This is a genomic window from Virgibacillus sediminis (genome assembly GCF_042643265.1).
In the GTDB taxonomy this organism is placed as follows: Bacteria; Bacillota; Bacilli; order Bacillales; family Amphibacillaceae; genus Virgibacillus_O; species Virgibacillus_O sediminis.
Genome location: NZ_JBHRRZ010000024.1, coordinates 1 through 604 on the forward strand (window position 1 = coordinate 1; position 604 = coordinate 604).

The 604-nt window shown below is 42.1% G+C and carries 1 protein-coding gene; it reads left to right on the forward strand.

The genetic code is table 11. The features are described from left to right. Positions 1-12: 12 nt before the first annotated feature. Positions 13-604: transposase (locus ACFODW_RS12315; protein WP_390306890.1), on the forward strand; the 592-nt coding region annotated here is incomplete at its 3' end.

Here is a 604-nt window from a genome sequence, read left to right on the forward strand (position 1 = left end):
CCAAAGGCGGTGATGAACTTGTTTCAATCCATGAAAGATCGACAAAATGAACTGGAAATGGTAACCATAGAAGAACTTGTCCCTGAAGACCACTTGCTTCGCAAGATTGATCAATACATAGATTTCTCCTTTATACCGGAAAAAGTGCGTCCCCTCTATTCAGAAGATAATGGTCGTCCATCGTTGGACCCCCTGGTTTTATTTAAGATGATGTTTATTGGTTATTTTTATGGCATCCGTTCTGAACGTGAATTGGAACGGCAAATCCAAACGAATGTTGCTTATCGTTGGTTCCTAGGATTGAACTTAACCGATAGGGTGCCCCATCATTCCACGATTAGTTGGAACCGTCGAACTCGTTTTAAAGATACGGATATCTTTCAGGAGGTTTTCGATGAAATTGTGCTACAGGCGATGAACCACCGTATGGTGTCAGGAAGAGTGCTCTTCACCGACTCCACTCACTTGAAAGCCAACGCCAATAAGAAGAAATTTTCCAAACAAGAAGTAAGTGTGGAAACGGCTGATTATATCAATGAACTCAATGAAGCTGTCTCCCAGGATCGGGTGAATCATGGAAAAAAGCCTCTCAATGAAAAGAAGG